This is a genomic window from Schinkia azotoformans LMG 9581, from assembly GCF_000307855.1.
GTDB classification, from domain to species: Bacteria; Bacillota; Bacilli; order Bacillales; family Bacillaceae_J; genus Schinkia; species Schinkia azotoformans.
The window spans coordinates 26942-50406 of record NZ_AJLR01000049.1 but is presented as its reverse complement, the minus strand read 5'-3'; the positions used below and the strand labels follow the sequence as shown (position 1 = coordinate 50406).

23 protein-coding genes are annotated in these 23465 nt (G+C 37.8%); 11 read left to right on the top strand and 12 right to left on the bottom strand.

The genetic code is table 11. The annotated features are described in order from the left end of the window. Window positions 1-444: 444 nt before the first annotated feature. Window positions 445-1383 (top strand): magnesium transporter CorA family protein, encoded by a 939-nt coding sequence (locus BAZO_RS09750; RefSeq protein ID WP_003331286.1) that lies wholly within the window; start codon window positions 445-447, stop codon window positions 1381-1383. A gap of 113 nt (window positions 1384-1496) precedes the next feature. After that, a complete protein-coding gene (locus BAZO_RS21180; protein WP_003331285.1) occupies window positions 1497-2435 on the top strand; it encodes a hypothetical protein in 939 nt (312 codons plus the stop codon). A 45-nt stretch (window positions 2436-2480) separates the two neighbouring features. Here BAZO_RS21180 and BAZO_RS09740 read toward each other — a convergent pair whose 3' ends face one another. After that, window positions 2481-2921 carry a cell wall hydrolase gene (locus tag BAZO_RS09740; protein ID WP_003331284.1) on the bottom strand — a complete coding sequence of 147 codons (441 nt, stop codon included), beginning with the start codon at window positions 2919-2921 and terminating at the stop codon, window positions 2481-2483. 122 nt (window positions 2922-3043) lie between these two features. Next, on the bottom strand, window positions 3044-3235 hold the full coding sequence (locus tag BAZO_RS09735; protein ID WP_003331283.1) for a hypothetical protein: 192 nt from the start codon (window positions 3233-3235) through the stop codon (window positions 3044-3046). Between the two features lie 128 nt (window positions 3236-3363). Between BAZO_RS09735 and BAZO_RS23200 the strand changes: the two genes are divergently transcribed. The 4 genes from BAZO_RS23200 (at window position 3364) to BAZO_RS09720 (ending at window position 7595) form a co-directional block, all read left to right on the top strand. Continuing rightward, complete coding sequence (locus BAZO_RS23200) at window positions 3364-3486, top strand: hypothetical protein (protein WP_267880041.1); 123 nt, start codon at window positions 3364-3366, stop codon at window positions 3484-3486. 58 nt (window positions 3487-3544) lie between these two features. Beyond that, window positions 3545-5230 carry a methyl-accepting chemotaxis protein gene (locus BAZO_RS09730; protein ID WP_003331282.1) on the top strand — a complete coding sequence of 562 codons (1686 nt, stop codon included), beginning with the start codon at window positions 3545-3547 and terminating at the stop codon, window positions 5228-5230. A 254-nt stretch (window positions 5231-5484) separates the two neighbouring features. Further along, window positions 5485-6366, top strand: a complete 882-nt coding sequence (locus BAZO_RS09725) for a LysR family transcriptional regulator (protein WP_003331281.1) — start codon at window positions 5485-5487, stop codon at window positions 6364-6366. A 17-nt stretch (window positions 6367-6383) separates the two neighbouring features. Beyond that, window positions 6384-7595: an MFS transporter gene (locus tag BAZO_RS09720; protein WP_003331280.1), complete on the top strand. Its 1212-nt coding sequence runs from the start codon at window positions 6384-6386 to the stop codon at window positions 7593-7595. Between the two features lie 66 nt (window positions 7596-7661). Here BAZO_RS09720 and eutH read toward each other — a convergent pair whose 3' ends face one another. Next, window positions 7662-8747, bottom strand: a complete 1086-nt coding sequence (gene eutH, locus BAZO_RS09715; RefSeq protein ID WP_003331279.1) for an ethanolamine utilization protein EutH — start codon at window positions 8745-8747, stop codon at window positions 7662-7664. 72 nt (window positions 8748-8819) lie between these two features. After that, window positions 8820-10607 carry an oligoendopeptidase F gene (pepF, locus tag BAZO_RS09710; RefSeq protein WP_003331278.1) on the bottom strand — a complete coding sequence of 596 codons (1788 nt, stop codon included), beginning with the start codon at window positions 10605-10607 and terminating at the stop codon, window positions 8820-8822. A gap of 120 nt (window positions 10608-10727) precedes the next feature. Here pepF and BAZO_RS09705 point away from each other — a divergent pair, with 120 nt between their 5' ends. Both BAZO_RS09705 and BAZO_RS09700 read left to right on the top strand, forming a co-directional pair. Continuing rightward, complete coding sequence (locus BAZO_RS09705) at window positions 10728-10988, top strand: hypothetical protein (protein ID WP_003331277.1); 261 nt, start codon at window positions 10728-10730, stop codon at window positions 10986-10988. 155 nt (window positions 10989-11143) lie between these two features. Beyond that, a complete protein-coding gene (locus BAZO_RS09700) occupies window positions 11144-12907 on the top strand; it encodes a putative bifunctional diguanylate cyclase/phosphodiesterase (protein WP_003331276.1) in 1764 nt (587 codons plus the stop codon). A gap of 30 nt (window positions 12908-12937) precedes the next feature. On the opposite strand, the gene BAZO_RS09695 is transcribed toward BAZO_RS09700, so the two are convergent. Further along, window positions 12938-13753, bottom strand: coding sequence for a metallophosphoesterase (locus tag BAZO_RS09695; RefSeq protein WP_003331275.1), 816 nt, complete (start codon window positions 13751-13753; stop codon window positions 12938-12940). A gap of 120 nt (window positions 13754-13873) precedes the next feature. Then, complete coding sequence (locus BAZO_RS09690) at window positions 13874-15325, bottom strand: amino acid permease (RefSeq protein ID WP_003331274.1); 1452 nt, start codon at window positions 15323-15325, stop codon at window positions 13874-13876. A 289-nt stretch (window positions 15326-15614) separates the two neighbouring features. Between BAZO_RS09690 and BAZO_RS09685 the strand changes: the two genes are divergently transcribed. Continuing rightward, window positions 15615-16949, top strand: a complete 1335-nt coding sequence (locus BAZO_RS09685) for an arsenic transporter (protein ID WP_003331273.1) — start codon at window positions 15615-15617, stop codon at window positions 16947-16949. A gap of 140 nt (window positions 16950-17089) precedes the next feature. Here the strand turns inward: BAZO_RS09685 and ystJ are convergent, their stop codons facing one another. Then, window positions 17090-18343 carry an NADP-dependent malic enzyme gene (ystJ, locus tag BAZO_RS09680; RefSeq protein WP_003331272.1) on the bottom strand — a complete coding sequence of 418 codons (1254 nt, stop codon included), beginning with the start codon at window positions 18341-18343 and terminating at the stop codon, window positions 17090-17092. Between the two features lie 252 nt (window positions 18344-18595). After that, window positions 18596-18934, bottom strand: a complete 339-nt coding sequence (locus tag BAZO_RS09675) for a zinc ribbon domain-containing protein YjdM (protein WP_003331271.1) — start codon at window positions 18932-18934, stop codon at window positions 18596-18598. Between the two features lie 178 nt (window positions 18935-19112). Between BAZO_RS09675 and BAZO_RS09670 the strand changes: the two genes are divergently transcribed. Next, window positions 19113-19526 carry a CHRD domain-containing protein gene (locus tag BAZO_RS09670; RefSeq protein WP_003331270.1) on the top strand — a complete coding sequence of 138 codons (414 nt, stop codon included), beginning with the start codon at window positions 19113-19115 and terminating at the stop codon, window positions 19524-19526. 155 nt (window positions 19527-19681) lie between these two features. On the opposite strand, the gene BAZO_RS09665 is transcribed toward BAZO_RS09670, so the two are convergent. The 4 genes from BAZO_RS09665 to BAZO_RS22675 form a co-directional block, all read right to left on the bottom strand. Then, the gene (locus BAZO_RS09665; protein ID WP_003331268.1) at window positions 19682-21340 is read right to left on the bottom strand and encodes a b(o/a)3-type cytochrome-c oxidase subunit 1; all 1659 of its coding nucleotides are present in this window, start codon (window positions 21338-21340) and stop codon (window positions 19682-19684) included. Next, window positions 21340-21819 carry a cytochrome c oxidase subunit II gene (locus tag BAZO_RS09660; protein WP_003331267.1) on the bottom strand — a complete coding sequence of 160 codons (480 nt, stop codon included), beginning with the start codon at window positions 21817-21819 and terminating at the stop codon, window positions 21340-21342. Before BAZO_RS09660 ends, BAZO_RS09665 begins: the two co-directional genes overlap by 1 nt. Window positions 21820-21847: 28 nt before the next feature. Further along, window positions 21848-21988 (bottom strand): cytochrome c oxidase subunit 2A, encoded by a 141-nt coding sequence (locus tag BAZO_RS22045; protein ID WP_087946157.1) that lies wholly within the window; start codon window positions 21986-21988, stop codon window positions 21848-21850. 215 nt (window positions 21989-22203) lie between these two features. Next, a complete protein-coding gene (locus tag BAZO_RS22675; protein ID WP_169315875.1) occupies window positions 22204-22377 on the bottom strand; it encodes a hypothetical protein in 174 nt (57 codons plus the stop codon). 145 nt (window positions 22378-22522) lie between these two features. Here BAZO_RS22675 and BAZO_RS09655 point away from each other — a divergent pair, with 145 nt between their 5' ends. Beyond that, on the top strand, window positions 22523-23446 hold the full coding sequence (locus tag BAZO_RS09655) for an SDR family oxidoreductase (RefSeq protein ID WP_003331266.1): 924 nt from the start codon (window positions 22523-22525) through the stop codon (window positions 23444-23446). Window positions 23447-23465 lie beyond the last annotated feature (19 nt).

Below are 23465 nucleotides of genomic sequence, written 5' to 3'. Positions count from 1 at the left end.
ATATGGAGGCTTCGGGGGATTTGGTAATCCTTTCTTCGGTGGCCCCGGCTTTTTCTAAAACGGGACTGTAGCATCTGGGTCGGAGGGGCGGGAACTGTGTCCCACAAACCGTCCCACAGGGTCGGGATCTCTGGCCCGAATCATGCCGCAGTGCCAAGCCCTCTTTCTCACTATTCTGACAAAATTCACAATACCCTTTTGGTAGTTTACAAGGGAATTTTGAGAAGGTATGATGATGAAGGTGGATAAATATATTTAAAGTTATTGATAAGGAGTTGATATTTTTTGGGTAACATACCATGTAATGAACCCGAACCCAGTTCGATCAATGAGGAAATCATTCATTACCAGACATCAAGAAGCTTGATACCTTATAAAAATATCAACTTCCATTAATTAGATAGGTTTTAATGGCTTCCTCTTTAAGACGAGGAGGAATTTTCAATGTTAAAAACTTTTGCTACGAATGAATTTGGAGACATTCAAGAAACAACGGAAATCGTCAAAGGTTGCTGGGTCAATTTAATATCTCCAACAGAGGAAGAAATTAATTATACTGCCAATCAACTACAGATTCCTTTGGATTTTTTAAAAGACCCCTTAGACGAAGAAGAACGCTCCAGGATTGAAAAAGAAGACGATAATATTTTAATTATCATTAATGTACCTTTAGTTACACGGGATGAATTTGACAGACCGATTTATGATACGATCCCGTTAGGAATGATCATTACGAAAGACTGTTTTGTTACTGTTTGTTTGAAGGATAATCCGATCTTTCACCTTTTTTCCCAAAACAAAGTAAAGCAATTTTTCACTTACAAAAAAACAAGATTTGCCTTACAAATATTATATTTAACCGCAACTTCGTATCTTAGATACCTTAAACAAATCAATAAAAAAACAGATGAAATCGAAAGTGAACTACACCAATCGATGAAAAATAAAGAGCTTTTCTCGCTGTTAAATTTAGAAAAAAGCTTAGTGTACTTCATGACTTCATTGAAATCTAATAATATTGTCATGCAAAAAATGTTAAGAAGCAGCTACTTGAAGATGTATGAGGATGATAAAGAGTTATTAGAGGATGTAATCATTGAAAATCAACAGGCCATTGAAATGGCGGAAACTCATTCCTCGATTCTGAGCGGAATGATGGACGCTTTTGCATCAGTCATATCAAACAACTTAAACATAGTTATGAAGTTTTTAACATCCTTTACAATTATTTTGGCCCTGCCAACAATGGTAGCGAGCTTTTATGGGATGAACGTTTCGATCCCATTTCAGGATTATCCGCATGCGTTTTTCATTGCAATGTTCATATCTATAATATTTGCGAGCATTACCGCCTTTATTTTTTGGAAAAAGAGATTTTTCTAACGATAAGGAAATACGGATTAGAACCAGCATTCCTTCCTGAATGTTGGTTTTTTTATTATTTTTGTAACTTTTTTAGCGAAGGTACGTCTTAACAATGGGAAGGAGATGATTGTATGGTAAATAAAAAAATATGGACTGTTTCAACGCTGGCTTCAATGTTACTATTTTCCGCAGGTTGTTCTTTTGGAAATCAATCTACAGATAAAAATAATAGCAATGAACCAGTGGAGGTTGTTCAACCAGAAGAGAATCCACACGCAAGTGAAGAACAAGTGATGAGTAACTTTAACAATTTAATAGCAAACAATCCAGAGATCAGTGAAGTGATCCAATTCATGGAGGAAAACGTATCTGATGTGTCACCACAAAACGTTTCTGGTATGATTTTGGCATTAGAAGATTTACAAGTAAATCATTTACCAACATTCGAAGAGAATTTTACAAGCAGTGAAGATCTGCAAGTAAAATTCAGGGATTTATTTAAAGGGGATACAAGTAAAATAGAAAACATGGCCGATGCTGAGATTAAAACTTTGCTTGAAGAAACAAAAAACAGCGGTTATAAAATCGAAACTGCAGAGGGATATTATTTTCCAATCATAGATTATCAGTTCTATAAAACATTCAGTGCTAACGCAACTAAGGAAATACAGGATTATATTGAAATCATGGCTGTTGAATCTAATCAGGTGCCCGCTAAAGATGCCGCCCTAATGATTAGCTGGGATGAAATTGTCGAGAGAGCTCTTGAACAAGAGGCTTTTTTGAAGCAATATCCAAGTTCTGAAAGACTGGATGAAGTGACTGAGTTATATAAGAGGTATGAGATGTTTACTTTCTTCGGGCTTAATAATACGCCGCTGTTTAGTTATGATACAAAAAAAATTGACCCTGAAGCAAAGGCTGTATATCTAGATGCTGTTAGTAGAGAAATCAAAAGTGACTACACAGGAATGCTGAACAGCTTTCTTGAAGTTTTGGCAAAGAATAATGATACATTAACCGACGAAGTAGATGAGTATAGAAAAGAGCTAACGGATTTCCCAAGTTAAAATTCCTAAATGATTAAAAATAAGCTTACTCTTTGAGTAAGCTTATCATCCCCGATAAACACTATCACATGTTCCAGCCTTTGGTTCATAATAACAATGATTTTTAAATTGACCAGAAAAGGGTTGATCGTACCATGTTGACGGGCATGGTGCATATGGATTAAAATACCAAAGAGCGAATTTCGCTGGGTGTTGTCTCCAATAATCCAAATTCAGTTTTGCTAATCTTTTCTCACCTGTTCTCGCTCTTTGATAAAACATATTGCCCTTTTGAACAGCTTCAAACGAATAATTACCTCCTTGAACTTGAAATATGGCTTGATGAACTGATCTAACATCCTTAAAGTCTGAACAATCTGCTATAACACGATTAACAATTACATTTCCAACATATAACATTCCTTGGTTTCCTTCACCTTCAGCTTCTGCTCTCATCATCCTTGCCATTAAGGCAATGTCCGAACTTCGGTAATTTATTCTTGGCATTATTTCACCCCCAAAATATAGTATGAATAAGGGCTTATATTAATATCTTGTACATAAAATTAGAAGCACCAAAAAGGCTGCCGAAAAAGTTGGTTTTTTTCGACAGCCTTTTTGTTTTATAGCTATACATTTAGTAATTTTCTTTCTTTTTCGATCTCATCAATCGCAACTTCCCACCACTCATAGCCTACAGGACGTCGATCTTCCCTTACCTCTAACCTATCCTTCTTTACTCTGTCAATTCTTTCTTTTTCATCTAATGCCATAAACTCACAACAAATTTCAAAAACGTCTTCAAATTGTGCGAGTGACATGTGAGGCACCTTCTTTCGTTATTTAGAAGGGCTTTTTGTTTCCTCCCTTCTTTACTACATCATATTCAGCCAGATTAGTTATAGGATAGAAAATTCTGTCAAAATTTTGAATTTCGAAGGATTTGTAAATGAGTAGAGCAATTGGTGGAAGCTGTGGAACAGATCGGGAAACTAGAATGATTTCAATAATCGTTGATAAAACATACTTTGTAGACTTTTTACTTGAAAAATATAGTAAAATATTCCCTTGATTGGTATAATTTTAGTTGTGACTTTTGAACTAAACTATATACTGAGTCGGAGGTTTTTATGAGCATTAGATCAAGAAACTTTTTGTCGTTCGGAATTATTTTCCTTTTATTTCTTATTTTTGGAACAATTCAAATTGTGAATTTGACTTCACAAGTAAAACAGCTTGAAGAAATTAAAGAAAAAACATTACAGTCCGCTTTGTTAGCTGATCAATTAAAATTATCGGTTGTCCAAGTTCAACAATATTTATCAGATATTAGTGCTACAAGAGCGCAAGATGGTTTTGATGATGGTTTCAAACTAGCAGAAGCCCATAGCAAATTATTTTATAGGGATCTTGAAAAGCTAAAAGAACTTCATCCGACCGAAGCTAAGGAATTAGATGCTATAAAATTATCATTTGATTCCTACTATGAAATGGGTCAAAAGATGGCTAATCAATATATTCAAGCCGGCACAGAAAAAGGCAATGAAATAATGCCGCTGTTTGACAAAAATTCATTAGATATTAATAGAAAAGTTGACGATTACCAAAAAAAATATTTATCTAGCATTAATCAATCATTACAGGATATTCATGATTTAATGAACAAAAATAAAATGGTAATTGGCATTCTTGGCGGAATTATTTTTGTACTTGCCATCATGATATCCGTTTTCTTAAGCCGCTCAATTATAGTTCCATTGAGAAAACTAATGGATGCTACAGAGACTATCGCACAAGGTGACCTTCGTCAACCGATAACCATTCGGTCAAAAGATGAAATCGGTACATTGGCTGGATCATTTGAGGAAATGAGAACAAAGTTAGTTGACCTTATACATCAAATAAAGCTAACATCTGAACACTTAACTGCTTCTTCGGAGGAACTTACCGCAGGTGCGGAATCAACCGCTCAGACAACAGACCAAATTGCAAATTCCATACAAGAAGTGGCTCAGGGAACGGATCAGCAATTATTGGCTAGTCAAACCTCCTCCCAAACCGTAGCTGAAATTTCGTCAGGTATTAACCAAGTGGCTGCTTCAGTTCAGTTTGTTGCTGAATTAGGATCCAATGCCCAAAGCCACGCAAGTATTGGAAATGAAATTGTTCATAAAACATTAGAACATATGAATTTAATCAGTAATAAGGTAAACAATGTCTCAGATGTAATTGGTAAACTTGGAGAAAAATCAAAAGAAATAGAGCAAATTATTTCTTTAATCACGCAAATTTCAGATCAAACTAATTTATTAGCATTAAACGCTGCTATAGAAGCGGCAAGAGCAGGTGAGCATGGGAAAGGTTTTTCAGTAGTTGCTGAAGAAGTAAGAAAATTAGCTGAACAATCAAGTAATGCTGCCGGTCAAGTACAACAACTTATAGAACAAGTTCAAAAAGAAACAGACAATGCAATAAAATCGGTGAGCGAAGGTACCACTGCTGTAAATGGTGGAATTAGTTTAGGGAAGCAAACAGGAGATGCTTTTGAAGGGATCACAAAAATTATCCAAGATTTATCTGCGCATTCAAAAGAAACAATAATTGCGGTTGAACGTGTAAATAAAAGCGGTGTTGAAATAGTTGAGATGATGAATTCCATAGTAAATACCACCTCAGTATCAGCACTGAATGCACAAAACGTTTCAGCAGCTGCTGAAGAGCAAACCGCAGCAATGCAGGAAATAACCGCTACCGCTCGATCATTAAGCTTTACTGCTATAAAACTACAAGAAATGGTTAGCCAATTTAAATTCTAAAATAACAAATTGAGGGCTTGGAAAATCTTCCAGGCTCTTTTGTTTTGATAGATATAGATCCCTGGGACAGAGGGTCGGGAACTCTGGCTCATTGGGACTCAGAACCCAGGGCCAGAGTTCCCGACCCTCTGTCCCCATTCAAATATTCATAACTAAAAGTAATGAATTATATGCAAACTATCAATTAGAAGTTATGCAATAGTAGGAGTATGATAAACTATAAGTAAATTCTAACTATATATGAGGTCAAAAACATGGAATGGCATCAGATCACTTATTTTCAGACCGTAGCCAAGATGCAGCATATTACACAGGCTGCTGAACAATTAGCTATTTCACAGCCCGCTTTAAGCCGTTCGATTGCCAAGCTTGAAGACGAATTAGGCGTTAAGCTTTTTAATCGTAAAGGCAGAAATATTTATTTAAATCGTTATGGTGAAATGTTTTTAAAACGCGTTGAACAAGCGATCAAGCAAATCGAAATAGGAACACAAGAAATTCTTCAAGATATTCATCCCGAATCTGGTACGATTAATTTGGCCTTTTTACCTTCACTCGGTATGAGTTTTGTTCCAGATATATTAAGTACTTATCGATCCGAATTTCCAAATGTTAAATTTCTTCTGCATCAAACTTCTAACCAAGAAATTTTTAGCCAGGTAAAATCGGGAAAAGTCGATCTGGCGCTTTTTTCTCTTTTAGAGGATGACGAAGACTTGATATGGGAGCCGCTAATGACCGAGGAATTATTTTTGATAGTCTCTAAAAACCACTGGCTAGCGGAATATGATGAAGTTGATTTGAAAATGATTGAAAATGAGCCTTTTATCTCCTTTAGAGAGGGCTATGGATTACGTACGATTCTTCATAATTTTTGTTTAGAAGCGGGCCTCGCACCTGATATTGTTTTTGAGGGGGAAGATATCGGGACGGTTTCTGGTTTAGTTAGCGCAAATTTAGGTGTTTCCATCGTACCAAATATAGAAGTGCTAAAGAAAACGAAGGTGAAGATGATCCATGTAAAAAAACCAATTTGCAATCGAAAAATTGGAATTGCTCATTTAAAAGACGGTTACCTATCACCTGTCACAAAAAATTTTATCCAATATGTTCAAGGTTTCGTTCATAACAAATAAAGGGGAATGTTTTAAAAATGGGGTATATACAGCGTGGGACACACAAATTTAGAATGGTAAACATTGCTTTATTCGCAGGAGGATTTAATACATTTGCAATACTGTGGGGGACGCAGCCCTTACTTCCTGAAATCAGTAAGGAATTTCATATTTCACCAGCAGCGTCAAGTTTGAGTCTATCTTCTACTACGATAGCTCTGGCCATAAGCATGTTGATTGCCGGTTCTTTATCAGAGGTATTCGGCCGTAAACCAATGATGACATTTGCATTGGTGGCTTCTTCCATACTTTCGATTTTAACGGCATTTAGTCCAAGTTTTCATCTACTACTTGTATGCAGAATACTACAAGGAATTACACTGGCTGGATTGCCTGCTGTCGCAATGGCTTATTTAGGTGAAGAAATTGATCCGAAAAGTTTAGGTATGGCGATGGGCTTATACATTAGTGGAAATTCCGTAGGCGGTATGGCTGGAAGAATCATTAGCGGTATATTAACAGATCATTTCGGGTGGCGGTTTGCTCTGGAAGGTATTGGCGTTATTAGCTTAATTGCAAGTATTATTTTCTGGCTTATTTTACCAAAATCAACTCATTTCCAAGCTCAAACATTTGCCGTCAAATCGTTGGTGACTGGCCTATTCTCACAGTTTAAACAACCAGGTCTTATTTATATCTTTATAACTGGATTTTTATTAATGGGTGGCTTTATATCATTATATAACTACATTGGTTTTGAGTTGATTGCACCTCCCTACTCTTTAAGCCAAACCTTAGTTGGATTTATTTTTATCGTTTATACGGTTGGAACGTTCAGTTCGACTTGGATGGGAATGTTGGCCGATCAATATGGTAAAAAGAAATTAATTCAGGTTTCATTAGTAATTTTATTATTGGGAGCATGTATTACGCTAGATACATCCTTATGGGTAAAAATTATCGGAATTGCTGTTTTCACGTTCGGTTTTTTTGCCGGACATTCGATTGCCAGTAGTTGGGTCGGTCAATTAGCTAAACAAAATAAAGCACAAGCATCAGGCTTATATTTATTTTTCTATTATTTCGGCTCAAGTGTTGGTGGTACGGTAAGTGGAATTTTCTACAGTAGCTTCGGGTGGTTTGGTGTTATTTCGATGATTGTTGTTCTTACGATAATTTCTATCATTCTCTCAACTAGATTAGGAGTCACTAGAGTAAGAAGAGTACAGTATTCACCAAAGGAAGTATAGAAGCAGGGCAGAACAATCCACTTCAATCAGGACCGAGGACAAATAAGCTCCCGGTCCTTTTAATTTTCAACCTTTCCCCCTACTTTTCCTAGTTGCAACAACCGCTAAAATAACCGCGCTTAGCCCGCCAACTAGTTTTCCCACAATCATTGCAAACACCACTTCTTTATTAATACCGGCCACAAATCCTAAATGGCCTCCAAATACAAAAGCACCGCTAACCGCAAAAGCTACATTGATTACCTTTCCTCTTGAATCCATATCCTTCAAAATGGACAGCATCGGAATAGCATGGGCTAAGGATGCCACCAACCCCGTAGTTGACGTTTCACTTATTCCCAACAATGCGCCAATTTTCCCAAGCGGTTTATGAAGCGTTTTAGAAATAACAGCAACCAATGGAAAAGCACCCGCAAGGAAAAGAACAATCATCGCAACCGTTTTAATACCATCCATAAGCGGCGCCATATTAGGAATAATCATAAAACCAGTAAGCGTTTGAACACTTATCGCAGTTAGTCCGACAATCGCTAACACTTCAATACACTTTGCAAAAATGGAAAATCCAGCAATCATCCTATTTGTATACTTCCATAACCCAATTGAAATTAAAACAGAAAAGATGATCGTTGGGATAAGGTTTTTAATGATCGTTAGGATATTGATATCAGCCACAACGCCCCCAACTAAACAGCCTATGGGAACAGTGATTAACCCTAAAAGAATCCCTTTGGCAAAATAAGGTTGATCTTCTTTTTGAATGATGCCTAAGGCAACCGGAATTGTAAAAACTAGAGTGGGACCCATCATCGTTCCAAGAAAAACCCATGAAAACAGCTCTGCATCTGCCCTTTGAGACATTTCCGTTGCTAATGCATAGCCACCCATATCAATTGCTAAAAGCGTATTTGCAAAAGCAGCAGGATCTGCGCCAACTAGTCCATAAACAGGGGCAATAATGGGTGTTAAGATCGAAGCCAACACTGGAGCTAATGAGATGATACCAACCATCGCCAGTGTGAGCGAACCCATAGCCATAAACCCATCAGTAAAGCGTTGACCTAGGCCCCATCTATTTCCGATACATTTATCAATTGCTCCTAAACAAAAACAACCGATTACTATATAAACGATAATGTTGTTAATTCCCATGGTCTTCCCCGATTCTTTCTAGGATGGGACAAAGGGGCGGGATCTGTGTCCCATCAGGCCCACCCACCTTTCTTATATTTCCGAGAACTCCTTAATAAGTTCGCTAAACCGTTTCAATGCATTTTCGATTGGCGTTGGTGTCGTTAAATCGACGCCGGTTTTCTTCAACAGTTCAAGTGGATAGTCTGAACTGCCGCTCTTTAAGAATTCTACATAGGAGCCCAGCGTTTCTTGATCCCCTTCTAATATTTTCGTCGCAATATGGATTGCTGAAGCAAACCCTGTTGCGTACTTGTAAACATAAAACGGGCGATAAAAATGCGGTATTCTTGACCAGCCATATTTTACCTCTTCATCAAAAACAATATCAGGGCCGTAATATTCTCTAAATAAAGCTTCATACGTCTGATTGAATACTTCCACATTTAAAGGTATACCCTTCTCTGCCATTTCATGCGTTTTCATCTCAAACTCAGCAAACATAACTTGGGTAAAAAATGTACCCTTGAATTGATTGATAAAATGATTCAATAAATAGTTCCGGACTTTTTGATCTTTTTCATTATTTAATAAGTAGTTTATTAATAAAACCTCGTTCACAGTTGAAGCCACTTCTGCAACAAAAATGCTATACCCCGCTGTAATTTGCGGCTGGTACTGGGAACTCAGTTTACTGTGAACTCCGTGACCGCACTCATGGGCAAGTGTAAATAAACTGTCCAAATTATCCTGATGATTTAAAAGAATGTATGGGTGCACACCGTAAATCCCAAGATTGTAGGCGCCGGAACGCTTTCCTGGTGTTTCCCGAACATCAATATACCTTGACGACTTGAACTCTTTTAAAATTTTAAGATAATCCTCCCCTAGTGATGCCAACCCTTTTAACATAGTTTCAAAAGCTTCTTCATATGGAATCACCTGCTTTACACCTTGAACAAGCGGCACACTCAAATCATATTGACGAAGTTCATCAACACCCAATTTTTCTTTTCTGATCTTAGAGTACTCGTGCATCGTTGCGATATTTTCTTTGGTCGAGGTAATCAGATTTTCATATACCTCTTTCGGAACGTTATCGCCAAAAAGCGCTTTTTCTAACGCAGAAGGGTAATTGCGAATTCGCGCCAATGTAACATTATTTTTGATAGCTCCTGAAAGCGTCGAAGCGATTGTATTTTTATTCGCCACATATGGTTGATAATATGCCTTATAAGCTTCACGACGTTTCTCACGATCTTCATCTTCAATCAACTTAGAATACATGCCTCTAGTTAGTTGAACCTTTTCCCCATCCTCACCGGTGACTTCACCAAACTTTATATCAGCATTATTAATCATCCCAAATGTATTGCTTGGGACAGACAGGGCTTCACCTAGCTGGGATAAGATTTCTTCTTGTTCCTTACTCAATACATGCGGCTTATAACGAAAAGCATCAAATAAATCTTCCTCAAAATATTTAAGCCCTTCTTCCTCAGCAATATAGGCTTTTAATGTTTCTTCCTGCAAACTTAATAAATAAGGCATAAAAAACGAGGTAGCTGCACTGATCTTTACACCCAGCACTTTTGCCCGGTCGAGCATTGCTTGTGAACTCGTGTCCCTAGTATCCTCATCCACTTTCAACATGCAGTAAGAATAAACATGTTTGAACTTATAGGACAGCTCTTCTCGTCGTTTTAGATAGGCACATAAATCCTTGCCATTTTGAATAGAACCATTATATTTCTTAAGTTCCTCCACCATTTGTTCAATTTGGTCAAAGTCCTCTTCCCACCTACTATCATCAATATATATATCATCTAAGTTCCATTTTTCATGTACTGGTATTTCTGATCTCGAAGTATATGTTTTCATTGAATTCTCCTTTCAAACTCTTTTTGATAAATTTTAACATATTTAATGGTTGTACTAAAAGAAACACCTATACGGGTTTTGGATAAGCTTAATAAGCTATATTAAAGGAAGGTGATTTTTATGATTACTATAAAATTTCTTAATATCCACATTAATACTGCATCGGATAGATCGGGGGTTCTTATTGGGAATAACTTTGCCGCAAACTGGGACATGTTCACCAAAAGTAATACAAATAGTTCGGGAGATCATGCTACGAATTGTGTAAATATTATCGTCGATAATGATGGTTATGATTTTATAGCCGATGATCACGATAGTGCTCAACAAGTATTTGGTAATGAGGAGAATAAGTCTAAACAAAAAAAAGATGAAGAATAAATTGTATCCGAGGTACAATAATGAAGCGAAATAAAGGAAGCACAAAGCTGATTCTTTTAAAAGGAATAGCAGTTGTGCTATTATTTAGAAAAATACAATTTAAATTAAAGTGTATAATTAACATAAATACGGTACACTTAGGAGTAAAGCTGACAATGGAAAACTTAATCTATGAAAAGAGCAGGACAAGCGATTTAGTTCATGATGACATTTACTATACGACCCGTATTCAGGAGCTTGAATATACGTTAAAAAATCTACGTGAATTAAAATATACGTTGGACCAGGCTGCTATTGTATCAATAACTGATGCTAAAGGAGCAATTATTTATGTGAATGATTTATTTTGTGAGATCAGTCAATATAAGCGGGAGGAACTACTCGGTAGAAATCATAGACTCCTCAATTCCGGGTATCATCCTAAAGAGTATTTTAAAGAAATGTGGAAGCAAATCGTCTCAGGTCATACCTGGGAGGGTGAGGTCCGTAATCGAAAAAAGGATGGTTCCATTTATTGGGTTCAGGCAACGATCGTTCCGTTTATGGATGAAAAAGGGAAGCCATATAAATATATTTCAATCCGAAAAGAAATAACAAAACAAAAGCAATTAGAAGAAGAAATCTTTCATTTAGCTTACCATGATTCGTTAACCAATTTACCAAATCGGCGCATGTTTATGAATCAACTTCGCAGTGAAATTATTGAAAGAAATAATTTGAAATCTAAATTGTCTATTCTTTTTATTGATTTAGATAATTTTAAATTTATTAATGATAAATGGGGCCATGATACCGGAGATATTGTGATTAAAGAAGCAGCCCATAGGATTAAAGAAGCCATTCGCCCAACGGATATGATTGCACGTCTCGGTGGTGATGAATTTATTGTTATGTTAAAAGATGTCCAAGATGAAGCGGACATCATAATCGATGTAAAACAAATTTTAAAAATGTTTCAAAAACCAATATCCACCTATGGGCAGGAGTATTCCCTGACATGCAGTATAGGAATCGCAACTTATCCTGAAAATGGCGACTCTGCAGAACAATTAATAGTTAATGCGGATAATGCCCTTTATCATGTAAAGGGAAGCGGCAAAAATGATTTTACCTTTTATAATAATAAAATGAAGATACAATCATTGGAGAGCAGTTTACTGGAAAATGCATTAAGAAGTGCGATAAAAAACGAGCAATTTTATTTGGAGTATCAGCCGAAACAAAATATTGCAACGAAAGAGCTATTTGGGATGGAAGCTCTTGTAAGATGGAACCATCCGGAACTCGGGATCATCCCTCCTGGAAAATTTATTTCTTTGGCTGAAGAAACTGGTTTAATCATACCTATGGGAGAATGGATTTTACGTGAAAGCTGTAGGCAAACAAAATTATGGCAAAAACAAGGTTTTCCGAATTTAATCATTTCAGTTAATGTTTCGGTCCGTCAATTAGAGGATTCAAACTTCATTGATTCAGTCATAAATATTTTAAAAGAAACAAAATTAGACCCAACATGTCTTGAACTCGAAGTGACGGAGAGTATATTCGCTGACGTTAAAAATGCCGCTTCGATCTTACAGAAGTTGCGCAGTATGGGCATTAAAATCTCTGTCGATGATTTTGGGACAGGCTACAGTTCTCTTAGCTATATTAAGCATCTGCCGATTGATATCTTAAAGGTTGATCGTTCATTTATTCAGGATATACATTTAAATGAGGAAAGTAAAGCCATCGTTAGAGCGATCATAACAATAGCAAATGCGATTGGTTTGAAAGTTATTGCTGAAGGCATTGAGTTGGAGGAGCATATTGAGGAGCTTAAAAACGGCGGCTGCCTCTTAGGCCAAGGCTTTTACCTTAGCAAACCAATGACAAGTGATGCGTTTGAATATTATTTAAAGAAAACGATGATTGCATAAATCCCAAAAAGTCTGATGAAATAGAAAACATCAGACTTTTTTATTATTGGTGATTTTTATCAAACTAAACTGGCTTTGGTTAAGAAAACGGATTGGCAGCCTACTTGTTCCAAGCCCACTATCTATATAGAGATGACGATTACCACCTAAATTAAATACTCCTTTAGCATATTTTGGGAATAAACCCTGATCTGGCACGATCAGGGCTCCAATTAAAGGAATTCTCACCTGCCCACCATGTGTGTGCCCGCTTAAAATTAAATCAACAGAGTGGCTTCCATTTTTTTTAATAACACATGGATTATGAGATAAAAGCAATGTAAAGTGGTCTTTATTAAGACCTTGCAGTGCTTTTTTCAAGTTGTCTTGTTTCGTTGTCACGTCTGCTACACCAGCTAAATTAATAACTGCCCTTCCCTCAACAATCTTCGTATTTTTGTTGTCAAGGATGATAACATTTCTTTTCTCAAGGCCATCTAGTAACTGCTTACAATGCTGATTCCCCCACTCGTGATTCCCAGATACATAAAAGACATTTTTATGGGCTGTCATAATTTTTTGAACAAAATAAAGAACGTCCTTCAAATTCTTTGTCCGCCTATCGATTAAATCACCAGTAATTACAACGATATTTGCGTTTGTTTTATTAATAGTTCGAATTAACTCTTCATTATTGTTATGAAAAATTTTATTATGAAGGTCACTAATTTGTAAAATTGTAAATTCGGTTCCATCCGGTATTTTATTACTTTGAAACTCAATCTTGTTCATCCTAAAAAAGTTTGTGTCGTAATAAATTTTAGCCGCAATCCCCAAAGTCACTCCAGCCGTCATAAAGAGAAACACTCTATAGCCACCACCTTAGAATAACACTTCATACTATTTTAGCATTTTCCAATAACAGTATGACGAAAAAAGAACACCAAAAATCTTTACGATTTTATAGTGCTCTCTTTGGTGTTTAATCTATTCCTCTTCGAGCGGCTGCTTCCAAGCAAGACCTTTTTTCAATGCAGCTTCAGGCTTTACCGCTTTTACTACATTCCAGTAAAAGAATACGCCACTAAATAAGAGTCCCATTCCCAACATAAAGGTTTTTATATCGGCCGTTCCAGCAATGATTACCCATACAGAATACATCGTTGACAATGCAGCAATGATCCCGTCGCCCCATCTTGCTTTCGTTTCCAGGTTGTATGTTTCTCCGGTCACAACCAGTTTTAATTGAAAGATAGAAGAGATGAAATAAGGAATTAAATAGGACAAGGTAGCAATATAAATAATAAAATCAAAAGCAGCTGAAATGGAATTAAATATGGTTGAAAAGATAAATAGCTGTGCTAATGAATTTGTTACAACTAGCGCAAAGGTAGGTATACCTTCTTTATTCACTTTTAGAAACGATGGTAAAAACAACCCTTGTTTGGCTGCCTGATAAGGGACCTCGGCACAAAGCATTACCCAGCCGATTGTCGAACCAAGCAAACTAACCAATCCCAGACCGGCAAGCAGCTTTGCACCAAGTGGACCTAAGATTACCCCCATCGCATCAATTAAAGGCTTCTCAGAATTTATTAGTGCCTGTTGATCCAAGATCCCCATGACCAGCAAACTTATGCCAATATAGATGGTGAGTGCGAGTAATAGTCCAAGTATCGTTGCTCGTTTTACATCCATTGTTTTTTTAGCCCTCGAAGCAAAAACCATCGCAGATTCAACTCCGATAAAAGCCCATAATGTACTTACTGACGCCCTGTTGACTTGACTTAATAGCCCCACTGATTGCCCGGCTTCATCCAATCTCGGTGTAGCAAAAGGGAGAATATTACTTTTTTGAAAGGCAAACAAACCAACTACAATAAATAGCGCAAAGCCAAGAACCTTTGTTGCAGTGGCTGCAAAATTGATTTTTCCGGCACCACTAATCCCTCGAAGAACGAGAAAATGAGTGCCCCATAAAAGCAATGTACAGACAAGAAAAGTAAGGGCATTGCCAACTTTTAAGGTAAACTCTCCGATTGTAATTAGCTCATGTTGATTGGTTAAAACAGGGAAAAATGTAGATAAATATCCGGCAAATGTTGTTACAATGGCAACGTTGCCAGCAAGATTTCCAATCCAATACCCCCAGGTGGAGATGAATCCAGAAAATATAGAGGCATGTGTTCCAGGTTTAAATATTTCTTTCGCATAAATTTGTGGTCCCCCCGAAAGTGCGGGCTTTCGCACAACTAAATTTCCAAAAACTAAAGCCGTTGTTAAAACTCCAGTACCTGTTAGGACCCAGGCAAGCAATACTCCCGCGGGGCTCGCCACCTCGGATAATGTTCGAGGTAACATGAATATTCCTGAGCCTACCATATTTCCTACCACCAAAGCGGTTAATATCCAAAGCCCTAATCCTTTTGAACGATCCATGATGACTTCCCTTCTATTTCAAAAAAATTATACTAATATACCTTAAAATTTAATCACCGTACTCAATGGTAATTTATTTTCGACAAATTTTCAATCTTTTATTTACTAGGTATTTGTGGATAGATTATTGCGGAATTTTTAAAAACGGGTACAGACCTAAGGCAGACGGAATTCAGGGTACATATACTTACAATACAACATCACTAGCGTGATAAATGGAAGGGAGGGACAAACGCAGAAACTAGAGATTTATATTTGCAACGAAAGAAAGGAGTGAAATATAAAACTAATGGTTTGGATAACGATTTTAACATTCTTTGCAACTCTTATATTCATCCTTTGGAGACCAAGGGGCCTTAATGAAGCAGTACCAGCTACTATTGGTGCGCTCATCGTCATTCTATGTGGAAGCGTACCACTAAGAGATCTTGAGATTATTACTGAAACAATCAGCGGAGCAGCCATTACCATTATGGCAACGATTGTAATGGCAATCGTTCTAGAAAGTTTTGGATTTTTTAATTGGGTGGCTGAGAAACTGGCGGAAAAAGCAAAAGGATCAGGTATTCGGTTATTCTGGTATGTAAACCTATTATGTTTTCTGATGACTCTTTTTTTCAACAACGATGGCAGTATTTTAATTACAACCCCAATCTTGATTATGTTATTAAATAATATGGGATTAAAAAACCATGAAAAAATCCCTTATTTACTTTCCGGTGCAGTTATCGCAACTGCTTCAAGTGCGCCGATTGGCGTCAGTAATATTGTCAACCTCATCGCCCTTAAAATCGTCGACATGAGTTTATATATGCACACAGCAATGATGTTTGTACCGGCAACGCTAGGATTACTTTTATTGGTTGGTCTATTGTTTCTTCGCTTTAAAAAAGCTTTACCAAAAACTATTCCTGCAAATATAACTGGACTATCTCTTCCTTCCTACCATCCATTAAAACATAATCCAACCACCTTTTCAGATAAAGACCGTACCAGATTTATGATAAACATCCTGCTTTTTGTTTTTGCTGTCCGTGTCAGTCTATTTGTAGCTTCATTTTTATCTATCCCGGTCTCCCTCATGGCTGTTATTGGATCACTTGTTCTATTAGGTTGGAGATGGGCTTATTTAAAAATACCACCAGGTGATATGCTAAAGAAAACACCATGGTATATCATCGTATTCGCTTTTAGCATGTACGTCATCATATACGGCTTAAATAATATCGGCTTGACTGACTGGTTAATAGGGTTCATGCGCCCTCTTGTCTCGGGAAGTCTACTCCATGCAAGCGTATTGATGGGGGTACTGCTTTCGGTACTTTCCAATCTATTTAACAATCACCCCGCGTTAATGATTGGCACAATCACATTAACAAATCTCAATCTTGATTTACTTTCTTTGAAAATTTCTTACCTTGCAAGTGTCATAGGCAGTGATGTTGGATCTTTAATTCTCCCAATGGGGACATTAGCTACATTAATGTGGATGCATATAGTCAGACGTGGAAAGGTAGTTATTACATGGTGGGAATATATTAAGATCACGATAGTGGTTATACCACCAGTTGTGATTTTTACGTTAGTAATTTTATATTACTGGGTCTCATGGCTTTTTGTGTAGGTTCTGCCCCACAGGGTCGGGTTCTCTGGCCCAAGAGCCGTGGGGTCGGGAACTCTGGCCCAAATCTAGCCCAACAAATTACTCAAAAAAAGGGACAGTGGTAACAACCAAGGTTGGTAACCACTGTCCCTTCCTACTTTTTATGCTAGAACTAGCTCAGGCTTTTTTGCTTCCGCTTCAGCTAATAAACGATTTTTAATATCTTCTACATTCATAGGGTTTTGAGCAACTCCAGTTTCGATAGCAGCATTCGCAACAGCTGCCGCAACATGAGCTGGAACTCTACGATCGAATGCATCCGGAATTACATAATCCGCATGAATCTCTTCGTCTGAAACTAATCCCGCGATTGCATTTACAGCCGCAAGTTTCATTTCCTCATTAATTTCCGTTGCACGAACATCTAAAGCTCCACGGAAAATTCCTGGGAAGGCAAGAACATTGTTCACTTGATTTGGAAAATCTGAACGGCCTGTACCTATTACCAACGCGCCTGCTTTTTTCGCTACTTCAGGCATAATTTCTGGTATTGGATTAGCCATCGCAAAAATAATTGGATCACGATTCATAGATCGAACCATTTCCTCTGTAACAGCCCCTGCAGCTGATACCCCAACAAACACGTCAGCACCAACTAGTGCATCAGTTAACGTACCTTGTTTTTGCTCTTTGTTCGTGATTTTAGCCATTTCGTCCTTAAATTTATTCATACCAACAGGTCTGTTTTCATAGATAATTCCTTTTGTATCACATAAAATAACATCTTTAACGCCCATTTGTAGCAATAGTTTAATAATCGCCACACCAGCAGCCCCTGCACCATTTGCAACAACACGAATATCTTCGATTTTCTTGCTTGCAAGTTTGAGAGCATTCAATAAACCAGCAGCAGTAACAATTGCTGTTCCGTGTTGATCGTCATGGAAAACAGGAATGCTACAATCTTTACGTAGACGTTCTTCTATTTCAAAGCAGCGTGGTGCTGCGATATCTTCAAGGTTTACTCCACCAAAAGTTGGTTCTAACAGCTTGACTGTTTCAACAATTTTGTCAGCATCAGTCGTATTTAAACAAATCGGAAATGCATCTACATCGGCAAAAGACTTAAATAACAATGCTTTTCCCTCCATTACAGGCATTGCTGCTTTCGGACCGATGTTCCCTAAACCAAGTACAGCCGTTCCGTCAGAAACAACTGCAACAAGATTTCCCTTCATTGTATAGTCATAAACTTTATTTTCATCCTTATGAATGTCGATGCAAGGCTCAGCGACACCTGGAGAATACGCTAAACTTAAATCTTTTGCATTGCGAACCGGCACCTTTGAATAGACACCAAGCTTTCCGCGATTTTCTATATGCATTTTTAAAGCTTCACCCCGTAAGGTTGACATACAAATCTCTCCCCTTGTAAACGAGTAAATATTTCCATTTCACAGGTTATATTTAGTTCATAAATATTATCGTTAGTACCTCTTTATAGTAGTAGGTTTTAAAGGTGATTTATAGCTTTTGTAACTTATTTCAGTATTTTTGTAATTAAAAAAAGTAGACAAAGGAGTTTAAAATTGTAAATAGAGGGTAATTTAGGTTTTTTAAAAAAATATACCAAACCCTCAGCGGATTTGGTATACCATTTTACATCATTACATCTTTTTAACAAACTCCGATTTTAGTTTCATGGCTCCTATCCCATCGATTTTGCAATCAATATCATGATCTCCATCCACTAAACGAATATTTTTCACCTTTGTACCGATTTTTACTACCAATGACGAACCTTTAACTTTTAGGTCTTTAATAACGGTTACTGTGTCGCCGTCCTGTAGTACATTCCCATTTGCATCTTTAATGACCTTTTCGTCTTCGCTTTGATCAGCCTCCGCATCTAAAGACCACTCATGAGCACACTCTGGGCAAATTAATAGACTTCCATCCTCGTATGTATATTCTGAATTACATTTCGGGCAATTAGGCAATGCCATTTTATCAAATCCTCCATTTCTTCTGTTCCTCTATATACTGTCACATATCCCCATTTTTGGCAACCGCTCCTTTCGCCTACACTTTGTAACCCCACCTATTAGACTATTAAGCAAACAGTAATAGCAATTTACCCACATCAAAATATAATAATGTAATGATGTATAAAGGAGCATGGATATGAATAGAAATGAACTTTTTTTTGCTAATTTAAGTGGTCCCGAGGAGGTTCCCCCGGTCGAAACGAATGCTACGGGGCTTATTAAATTTAAAGTAAGTAGTGATCGCCAAAGAATTGGATACAAACTAACGGTTAATAAGCTTGCAAACTTTACTGAGGCCCATATTCACCTTGGTCACAGAAGGATAAATGGTCCTGTTGTGGTCTTCCTATTTGGTCCGATTGACCCTAATATAAGTGTTAATAAGGGGGTTATTGAGGGCGTGATTACCGCTGATGATCTTGTTGGGCCACTTCAGGGTGCTTCCATTCCTGAATTACTTCGCCTAATAAGAGCTGGAAGGGCTTATGTAAATGTTAATACTGCCCAACATCCTAACGGAGAAATCCGCGGACAAATTAGGCGTTGCTAATTAGAAAAGCGCAGGCACCCGTTTAGCGAAATTTACGAGTTGCTGGGCGCTGGAGCTGGACAAAAAGGGCAAACTTTTCTTTCACATATAAAAAGGCCTGTCCAAATGCCACTGATTAGGGCAAATGGATCAGGCCTTTTATTTGGAGAATTCTTCTATTGACGTCCGATAACATTCGTATATCCAGGTGATCCTGGAGGTGCGTTTTGGATCATATCAATAAATGGAATGGTGTATGCGAATAATACTAAGGCAAATGTAATGGCGACCCATAATTTGAAGTTCTCGAAAACAGCCGGTACTTTTTCAGCCTGATCGTGCACTTCGCCAACAGGGAATTCTGTTTCGCCTTTAGGTGCATAAAATGCAAGATAAACAAAGATATACACCATTAATAATGCTCCAAGGAATAGGAATGTTCCACCAACCGCTTGGGCAATTTGGTAAGGAATCCAAGCAAGTGTATCTTCATTTCCGGCATAGGTTGAAAAAGCTGAACGGCGCGGGGCGCCGTATAGGCCAGCTGTATGCATCGCACCTGACATAAATAACATGCCGATCGTCCATAACCAAGTTTGGATAAGACCTAGTTTATTCACCTTTGGTGTTAATGTTCGACCGGTAATCGAAGGAACAATCCAGAATGCAACACCGAAGAAGGTCATTGCAACAGCTGAACCAACAGTTAAATGGAAGTGACCTGTAACCCAAATTGTATTATGAACGACTTGGTTTAGTTGGTGGGAAGCGTTAACTAATCCACCGGCACCACCGGCTGCGAAGAATAACATACCCATGAATGGAGCAAAGAACCGAGCATCCTTCCAAGGCATCTTTTTCCACCAGCCTAACAACCCTGTTGCTCCTAATTCACGGCCCCGCATTTCAAATGTTGCAAATAAAGCGAAGGCAGTCATTAATGATGGAATAACAACCAGGAATGTTAATACTACCTGTAAGTATTTCCAGAATGGATCAATACCTGGCTCGAGTAATTGATGGTGGAATCCTACTGGAATTGAGAACAAAATAAATAGTACAAATGATAATCGAGCTAAGGCATCACTAAAGATCTTACCGCCGATTACTTTCGGTACAACTACATACCATGCCATGTAAGCAGGTAATAACCAGAAGTATACTAGTGGATGACCGAAGTACCAGAATAATGTACGGCTAATTAATACATCAATCGTTGGAACAAGCCCTAAAGACCATGGAATGATTTGAACCAATACAGTAGTAGCTAAACCTAAGCATGCTACTAGCCACATGATCATTGTCATAACACCCATATAACTTAAAAGTGGTGTTACTTGTCCTCGGTTTTCTTTTCTCCAACGTGCATGACGGTGGAATACTACGAAACCGCAAACCCAGCTGCCAACTACAACTAGCGTAAGACCGATATAATGCATCGGATGTGCCATCATTGGTGCATACATTGTATATAGAACTGAAGCCTCACCAAGTAAAATAAATGTTGCAGCAATCGCTACACCAACTGTCATCATCCAATACCCAATCCAACCCCAGCGGCGCTCACCATCAGTATACGAACCGCAAGTCTTACTTTGTGTCGCGAAAATAAAACCAATAATAAAGAAAGTAGTAAAAACAAGAGCCAATAAAACACCGTGAACGGTTAAAACTTGATAATATTGAATCCCAGCCGGTAGCGTTACCTTTCCTGAACGCACTAAAACTTGAAGCAAACCAGCCGTAGCCCCTAAGAATAGGGAGATAAATGCAACATAAAAATGAGCCATTGTAAGCTTCGCATCTTTTGGATTAATACTAGCGATCGGGTTCATTATTCAACCACCTCCAAAGTTGCAAACATTAAGTGGTGACCAAGACCACAATATTCATTACAAACAATCGTATATTTACCCGGCTTATTAAATGTAGCTTCAACAGTATTGATATAACCAGGCTCCAACATCATGTTTGCATTTGAACCGGCAACCTCAAAACCATGAATAACATCCTTCGTTGTTCCAATAAAGTTTATCGTAGAACCAACTGGAACTTGAATAACCTTTTCAGGACCAACATCATAGTTAAATGCAGACGCAACTACTATTAGTTCATACTGATTGTCTCCGACTTGCTTCAGACCAGGCTGGTCAAATGGAGCAGTTGTATCAACATTGGCCGGGTCAACAGTTACCAGACAGCTTGGCGGCTGATTTCCCATGTAAAATGCACTTACTCCAATCGTAATCGTGAATACAAGCAAAGTCGTGATACCAAATAACAGCCAAAGTTTTTCATACTTATGCATGTGCATGGTAACCAATGCTCCTTCCTACATTGAATTAACGACCTAAATATAAATTCCATACGCCAAACCATGTTCCAAGCAAAATCAATCCAAGGATTGATGTCATTAGGAGTGTCCCCCGTAATGAACTACGATCCTCGATTTGAGTCTTTTGATGCAACTCTGGCTTTGCCATATAAATCACACCCCTTCATTTTTATAAAATAATAATAAAAGCGTCTTACAAAGCCATTATGACAAATATCACAGTTTGTCCATATCGAATCCGCCACATTTTGGTAAGTTTCATAAAAATTTCATAATTTGTTCATAAAAAGTTAAAATTAGCCAACTCTTTAGATGAAGGAACATCTTGAGAATTGGCTTAACTTTTGTATTATTCAATGTCAACTAGATTTTTGGATAGTACTGTACATATTGCGGATTCGTATAGAATGGTGGGCGCGGTCCAATCAACGGCATTTTGAAAGGAATTTGATTAGAATCATATAAAACTTTAACCTTTTCATTTGAATGATTCACTAACAATAATTTTACTTCAGGATGATAATAGTTGTTTGGCAATTTAGATACCTCCCCAAGAGTATTAAACCTTTTATACTGTATTCGCGATTTCTATCCCCTGTTACCTTCAAAATATACTAGTCACCTTTTCCACTCTCGAGACATAAAGTAACCCAAATTGTTATTGTAAAAAGGAGGAATTTTCGTGCCTGAAAATAATCCAAAGTCCAATCAAGAATACCCGCTATATCCAAATTACGGAAAAATCACACAATACAAAAATGTAGCTTTAACCGTTCCGGAACAGCGTCAATACCGTCAACCCGGTGTAGAAAGCCTAATGGTTCCAAGACCCATTATTGAAAATCCAAATTACAAAGGCAGCGGAAAACTCTTAGGAAAAACGGTTCTGATTACGGGTGGTGACAGTGGCATGGGAGCCGCCGCAGCCATCGCTTTTGCAAAAGAAGGGGCAGATATTGCCATTAGCTATTTGGATGAACACGAGGATGCTAATCGAACAAAAAGCAGAATTGAAGAGTTGGGACAACGATGTTTGCTGTTGCCAGGAGATTTAAGGGAAAAACAGCAATGCATTCATATAGTTGAAGAAACGATCAAAACATTTGGTAAACTCGATGTTTTATGTAACCACGTAGGCATCCAGTTTCAGCAATTGAGCCTGCTTGATATTTCCGATGAACAGTTCGATGACACATTTAAAGTAAATATCTATTCACATTTTTATGTAACTAGGGCCGCGCTTCCACACCTAAAGGCTGGAAGTTCGATTATTAATACTGCTTCTGTCGTTGCTTATTATGGAAACGACCAGTTAATTGATTATACTGCAACAAAAGCTGCTAATGTCGGATTTACCCGTGCCTTGGCCAATAATTTAGTTCGTCAAGGAATCCGAGTAAACGCCATTGCTCCCGGCAGGATTTGGACTCCTTTGATCCCTGCCAGTTTTTCTGCGGATCAGGTTTCACTTGTTAGTAATCCTATGGAACGTCAAGGCCAGCCCTTTGAAGTTGCCCCCGCCTTTGTTTTCCTTGCCTCCGATGATTCGCGATTTGTGACAGGGCAAACGATACATGTCAACGGCGGACAAGTGATGTCTTCATGAAAAATAGCCAATTCACAGC